The sequence below is a fragment of the uncultured Rothia sp. genome (assembly GCF_937976295.1).
In the GTDB taxonomy this organism is placed as follows: Bacteria; Actinomycetota; Actinomycetes; order Actinomycetales; family Micrococcaceae; genus Rothia.
Map to the genome: position 1 here is coordinate 1 of NZ_CALJRY010000186.1, position 5661 is coordinate 5661.

At 57.4% G+C, this 5661-nt stretch carries 7 protein-coding genes; 1 reads left to right on the forward strand and 6 read right to left on the reverse strand.

The genetic code is table 11. The annotated features are described in order from the left end of the window. The 6 genes from Q0216_RS05210 to rpmH all read right to left on the reverse strand — a co-directional run. On the reverse strand, positions 1-200 hold a 200-nt coding region (locus Q0216_RS05210; protein ID WP_298593515.1), incomplete at its 3' end, for an RsmG family class I SAM-dependent methyltransferase. A gap of 1 nt (position 201) precedes the next feature. Beyond that, positions 202-768: a R3H domain-containing nucleic acid-binding protein gene (locus Q0216_RS05215; protein WP_298593516.1), complete on the reverse strand. Its 567-nt coding sequence runs from the start codon at positions 766-768 to the stop codon at positions 202-204. 111 nt (positions 769-879) lie between these two features. Then, complete coding sequence (yidC, locus tag Q0216_RS05220; RefSeq protein WP_298593517.1) at positions 880-1869, reverse strand: membrane protein insertase YidC; 990 nt, start codon at positions 1867-1869, stop codon at positions 880-882. 51 nt (positions 1870-1920) lie between these two features. After that, a complete protein-coding gene (yidD, locus tag Q0216_RS05225) occupies positions 1921-2394 on the reverse strand; it encodes a membrane protein insertion efficiency factor YidD (RefSeq protein ID WP_298593519.1) in 474 nt (157 codons plus the stop codon). Further along, on the reverse strand, positions 2391-2756 hold the full coding sequence (gene rnpA / locus Q0216_RS05230; RefSeq protein ID WP_298593520.1) for a ribonuclease P protein component: 366 nt from the start codon (positions 2754-2756) through the stop codon (positions 2391-2393). Before rnpA ends, yidD begins: the two co-directional genes overlap by 4 nt. A 126-nt stretch (positions 2757-2882) precedes the next feature. Next, positions 2883-3020, reverse strand: a complete 138-nt coding sequence (rpmH, locus tag Q0216_RS05235) for a 50S ribosomal protein L34 (protein WP_049332235.1) — start codon at positions 3018-3020, stop codon at positions 2883-2885. A gap of 580 nt (positions 3021-3600) precedes the next feature. Here rpmH and dnaA point away from each other — a divergent pair. Next, the gene (gene dnaA, locus Q0216_RS05240; RefSeq protein ID WP_298593523.1) at positions 3601-5307 is read left to right on the forward strand and encodes a chromosomal replication initiator protein DnaA; all 1707 of its coding nucleotides are present in this window, start codon (positions 3601-3603) and stop codon (positions 5305-5307) included. The last annotated feature ends 354 nt before the right edge of the window (positions 5308-5661 follow it).

Below are 5661 nucleotides of genomic sequence, written 5' to 3' on the forward strand. Positions count from 1 at the left end.
ATGTACTCCTGCACCACGGCACAGTTCAGCACGTGGCGAGCCCACAGGCGCGGCACCTCACGCGGACCAATCAGACCACGCTCAATACCGGTCGTCGCCAGGTGCTGCACGTAGCGCTCCGCCAGAGGCAGACGCTCACCGAACACAGTCTCCGCGGCGGCGCGCTCACTCTCGTTGAGAGCGACCATCGAAGTCTCCATACTAGGCTCCTACCTCGGGAAGAGAAATCACCACGTGACGGCGGGGCCCCTCGCCCTCAGACTCACTGTACAAGCCAGCAGCAGCCACCACATCGTGCACGACCTTACGCTCGTACGGGCTCAGCGGCTTCATGTGCTCATCACGACCGGTCGCGCGCACCTTCTCAATCGCCTCAGCTGCGATCTTCTCCAGCTGCTCACGACGCTCAGCACGGTAACCAGCGATGTCCAGAATCAGGCGGGAACGGGTGCCGTTACCAGCCAGGACGGAGAGGCGCACCAGCTCCTGCAGAGCCTCCAGAACCTCGCCGTGGCGACCAACCAGGTGGCGCAGTTCCTCATTGTCATCATCGTCATTGACGACCGACAGGTAGATGCGGTTATTGCGCACCTCAATATCAATGTCGCCGTCCATATCGACAATATCGAGGAGCTCCTCGAGGTAGTCAGCGGCAATATCGCCTTCCTCGTCGATGTCCTCAAAATCGTCTTCTTCGCCCTCAAGGGGCTCCTCTACCAGCTGCTCCTCAACGAGCTGCTCGTCCTCATATTCCATAGCTTCAGTCACAATAATCCTCGGGATGTTCGGAGGGGTGTCCTAGGGGTAAAAAGTATCTCATACACGGCGCCGGGCTCACGCCACACATGGCGAGAACCCGGCCCGAATCACGGAAGAAAACTACTTCTTTCCGTTCTGCTTATTGCGTTGCTGCTTCTGGCGCTTCTTGCTGACCGGCTGCTTACGCTGACCCGCAGCGGCACGCTCACGAGCCTCCTGCAGATCCTTCTCGTGCTGCTCGCGGGTCTTACCCACCGGAGGCAGACCCTTCGCCGCACGGCGAGCATTCAGCTCACGCTCCGCCTGAGAACCGGGGGTCGGGTTATTGCGGATAACCCACCACTGCTGGCCCAGCGACCAGAGGTTCGACACGGTCCAGTAGTACATAACACCCAGCGGGAAGTTAATACCGGAAACAGCGAAGATGATCGGGAAGATGTACATGATCATCTGCTGCTGACGGAACATCGGAGAGTTCAGAGCCGCCTCCGACATGTTCTTCACGCTCAGCTGCTTCTGGATGTAGAACTGGGTCGCACTCATCAGAACAATCATGATGACCGCCTGAACAATGGTCGCGGTAGCATCGCCAGCGCCCGGGTGCAGCATGGTCGCGAACAGCTGAGCACCAAAAATCTGCGAATCATTGAACTGGTGTACCAGCTCGGCCGGCAGCATGAGCACACTCTCATTGTTCTGCGCTGCGGTAGGAACGCCCATCAGCACCTGGTACAGACCGAAGAAGATCGGCATCTGAGCCAGAATCGGCAGGCAGGAGGCGAAGGGGTTCGTACCGTGCTTACGGTACATTTCCATCTGCTCCTGAGCCATAGCCTGGCGGGAGAGCTGGTCCTTCTTGCCCTTGTACTTCTCCTGCAGCTTCGCCATATCGCCCTGCATCGCGGTCATGCCGCGCATAGCCTTAATCTGCTTGACGAACAGCGGAATGGTCAGGGTACGCATCACCAGGGTCAGGAAGATAATGCACAGAACCCAAGTCATGCCGGATGCCGGGTCCATGCCCAGCGAGGTGAAAAGAGTGTGGAACAGCCACAGGACCACGGAGACGATCCATTTAAACGGCCAAAGAATCAAATCAAAAATATTCACGCGGGAATACTCCTTAAGGACTCGGCTAAGTCATTGTGTGGGAGGCGCCGCCTACTCAGGGCGGGCGTCACCACCGGTGTGAGGGGTGTAAAGATGGGGGTGATTGAGCAGAATAATTTTCGGTTCTGCTCCGGGAGCGAAAGTACGCTTCCCCGCCGGGACTGGGTCGATACCTCCGGTCGCCCAGGGAACGCACCGCAGAATACGGCGCACCGTCAGGGAAAGCCCGCCCATCGCACCGTGGGTGGTCAGCGCCTCCAGGGCGTAGGCTGAGCAGGTCGGGTAGTAGCGGCACACGTCCCCGTAGAGGGGGGAGACGACCTTGCGGTAGGCCTTCATGCACGCAATCAGCAGGTTCTGCGGTAGAACGTAGAGTGCTTGCAGGAAAGTTTCAGGCCTCACGAATTCGTTAGGTGCTAGCGCCAGCAGCTCGTCGGGGCCCAGAGTCTCGGCAGAAGCGCTATAGGTGCCGCTGTGATGCGCGTGGAAGCGTTCTTCGCAACGCTCCCGCTGGGGACGACTCACGGCTTCTCCTTGCTCTGAGGCAAATCGAGCTTGGCGAAAGCAGCCTCCAGTGCCGATTCGTAGTCGCGACGCAGCTGATCCCAGCTGGCGTTCGCGGAGGCGGGAAGCGCTCGCACCGCAATGGCGTAGCCTTCCGGATGCGCGGCGCAAGTGAACGCGGCAAGTTCACGCAACCGGCGCTTGACCAGGTTGCGTGTGACTGCGTTGCCCACCGCCTTCGACACAATGAAACCTACCTGGGTTGTTTTTCCAGGATTTTTCGCCGTAGATACAACGATGTTCCGACGTCCTGTACGGATGCCGGAACGGAAGGCGTGGGAGAATTCAGCGCTGGTGCGCATACGGTGCCGTTGAGGCAGCACGTGTTCCCCTTTACGTAGTGTGGGAGATTCGGCTCGTGTGGCAAGCTGATCTCCGCGTGTATTTCACGCTTAATGATAGTTCGCCCGCCGATGCGTGTGCATCGGCGGGCGAACTATATGCCGTGATTAGGCCGAGAGCTTTGCGCGGCCCTTACCGCGGCGGTTCGACAGAATCGCGCGGCCTGCACGGGTACGCATACGCAGACGGAAGCCGTGCTTCTTGGCGCGACGGCGGTTGTTCGGCTGGAAAGTACGCTTGCTCATACTTTGTCTCCTTGATTTTTGCGGTTCGTGCCCTCACGGGGTATCGGAACCGTACGCTTCTTGGTGCACGGAGGTACCGCGACTATTCGCAGTAGGCGGTGCACACACAACAGCACAACTTTAGAAGAGTGGAGGGCGTAAATCAAGTTCTTGACGCTTTTTTCCGCGTGATTCCGGGCTCGTTTGTGGTGTGGAAGCGCTGTGGAGGCGGTGGTTGCGGCTGGTACTAGGGTGTGGAGAGATCGCCAACTCATGGAGCGCAAACCTGGGGATATTCATGGCGGCACGATATCCACCGCGGTGTATACCCCTCCTTATTCTCCTGCCGTCGCCAAGTTATCCACACCCGTGGACCTCTAGGTTGTTCCGCTAAATATCAGGGAAGACGCCTCATTATGCACTTAAATCCACCGCTTATCCACTTCTGTAATTACAAGTTTTCCACCGTGTGGAAAACTCTTGTGGATAACTTTCTCTCCCTGTGTATTAAGCGGGTAGAATCTTAATGACCTCGCGGTGGTTTCCGGCATGATTTCTTTACTGCACCACCGCTTCACATCGAGTGAAAGTAAAGAATTCCATGACCGACTCCCTTCAGGCGCGCTGGGCGCATCTGCTCTCCATTCTTGCCGCCGATCCGGCGGTGACGGCACGTCAACGTGGTTTCGTGAATCTTGCGCAGCCTCAGGGACTGATGGGTTCTTCTCGCCTCATCATTGAGGTGCCGAATAAGCTCACTCGCGCGGTCTTCGAGGAGCAGATTAGTGCTTCGTTCCGTGCAGCTCTGCACGAGGCTTTTGGCCCGTCGACCACCGCGCTTTTCGATGTGAATGAGTCGATGATTCCTGTTGAACCTACAAGTCAGGACGTTTTCCACGGTGAGCGCGAGGTGCCTGTCGAGCACCAGCCCGTCCCGTCGGCTGCGGCGGCTTCTGCGCATCATGAGGCACCCGCCGGCTCGCGTGCCTTTGAGTACTACACGGAGCCGCATCCGGGCCCCGACCAGTACGAGGTACCTGCAGATGAGCAGGTCACCCGCCCCTCCCTGCATGCTCTGGAGGCGGAGCGTGCCGGATTCCCCTCCGCACAGCAGCCCGCTCCGGCGGCTCCTACTGCGGGTGTGCCGGCGCCTCGTGAATACCCGGCGGCGCCCTCTTTCGTTCCGGACGCCCCGGCGGTACCGCAGGCTCAGCAGGTGCATCCGCATGAAGACCCGGAAAACGCGCCGACTTGGGATAGCTCTGCCCGACTGAACCCGAACTACACCTTCGACACCTTCGTGATTGGCCAGTCCAACCGCTTTGCGCACGCGAGCGCTTTCGCGGTGGCAGAGCAGCCCGGCATTGTCTACAACCCGCTGTTCATCTACGGCGGTTCGGGCCTGGGTAAGACCCATCTGCTGCACGCGATCGGCCACTACACCAAGTACCTGTACCCGAATTTGCGGGTTCGCTACGTGAATTCTGAGGAGTTCACGAATGACTTCATTAACTCGATTCGTGACGATGAGGGTTCGTCGTTCAAGCAGATTTACCGCAATGTTGATGTTCTTCTGATTGACGATATCCAGTTTTTGGCGGGCAAAGAGGCGACGATGGAGGAGTTCTTCCATACGTTCAACGCCCTGTACAACCACCAGAAGCAGATTGTGATTACCTCTGACTTGCCGCCGAAGCAGCTAACCGGTTTTGCTGAGCGTATGCGTTCGCGTTTCGGTTCGGGTCTGAATGTGGATGTGCAACCTCCGGAGCTGGAGACTCGTATCGCGATTCTGCGCAAGAAGGCTCAGAACGAGATTTTGCCGGTGCGCGATGACGTCATGGAATACATTGCTTCCCATGTCACGGCCAATATTCGCGAGTTGGAGGGCGCTCTGATTCGTGCGAGCGCTGCCGCCTCGATGAAGAAGCCGCCGGAGCCCATCACCCTGGCTGAGGCTGAGACCTATCTGAAGGATTTGCTCTCTGATACCGGTGGTGCGGAGATTACGTCGGCGCTGGTTTTGGCGACGGTGGCGAAGTATTTTGATGTGTCCATTGAGGATATGCAGTCGAAGTCTCGAACCCGTACGCTCACGAATGCGCGTCAGGTGGCGATGTATCTTCTGCGTGAGCTGACCGAGATGTCTCTGCCGCGTATTGGTAACGATTTGGGTGGCCGTGACCATACGACGGTGATGCACGCGGTGCGTAAGGTGAGTGCGCAGATGGCGGAGCGTCAGACGATTTTCAATCAGGTGACTGAGCTGACGAATTTGATTCGCCAGGAGCAGCGCGCCGCCGGCTAGACGTGCTGTTGTCCCCGTCCCGTAGCTTATTTTGCGCCTTGACTAGGTGTTTTATAGGCTTCGGGGCGGGGGTTTCGCCCTGGGTTCAAGGATTTTAGCGACTCGAAACACTGGATTTTCGGGGTGTGGATAAGCTGTGCTTTAACTCATGCGTTCGTGTGGACGTTAAGTGCATGAATATTCAAAAGGTGTGGAATTGAGTAAATGCATAAATATCCATACACAATGCATCCTCAATGCTGAGTAGATTCTTCCACTTAATGTCCACAGGCTACTTCCGCGTCATTGCAGGCAAGGAAGGGGTTTTCCACCGTTTCCACAAGCGTTAACAATACTACTGTACTTAAAGAAAAA